This is a genomic window from Bacillus sp. SIMBA_008 (assembly GCF_046535495.1).
GTDB lineage: Bacteria > Bacillota > Bacilli > Bacillales > Bacillaceae > Bacillus > Bacillus subtilis.
In genome coordinates this window covers 1-263 of the sequence record NZ_JAWRWL010000659.1, presented here as the reverse complement: position 1 = coordinate 263, position 263 = coordinate 1, and the positions used below count along the sequence as shown (strand labels likewise).

Genomic DNA, 263 nt, shown 5'->3' with positions numbered 1-263 from the left:
AATAGCAAAAATAAAAAAGGTAAAAATAATGACGTGTCGACCAGATAATTTTTTATGAGTAGCAATACTACCCCAATCCTTTTTAAATATCGTATAAATAGCGACCGCACCGAGCATGATCAGCATCAATGGCTTCAGTACTTCTGGGTTCATTAAATGAACGGTCCATGCACCTACTATAGAGCCTATAAAAGTGATTGGAAATAATTTAAAAGCCGATTTCAAATCAAGATTACCAGAACGATAAAACACAATATTACTAG

1 protein-coding gene is annotated in these 263 nt (G+C 33.8%); it reads right to left on the bottom strand.

The window, feature by feature from the left end; genetic code table 11:
- A partial coding sequence (locus SB658_RS24855; protein WP_410603071.1) for a TSUP family transporter occupies nt 1-263 on the bottom strand: 263 nt, incomplete at both ends.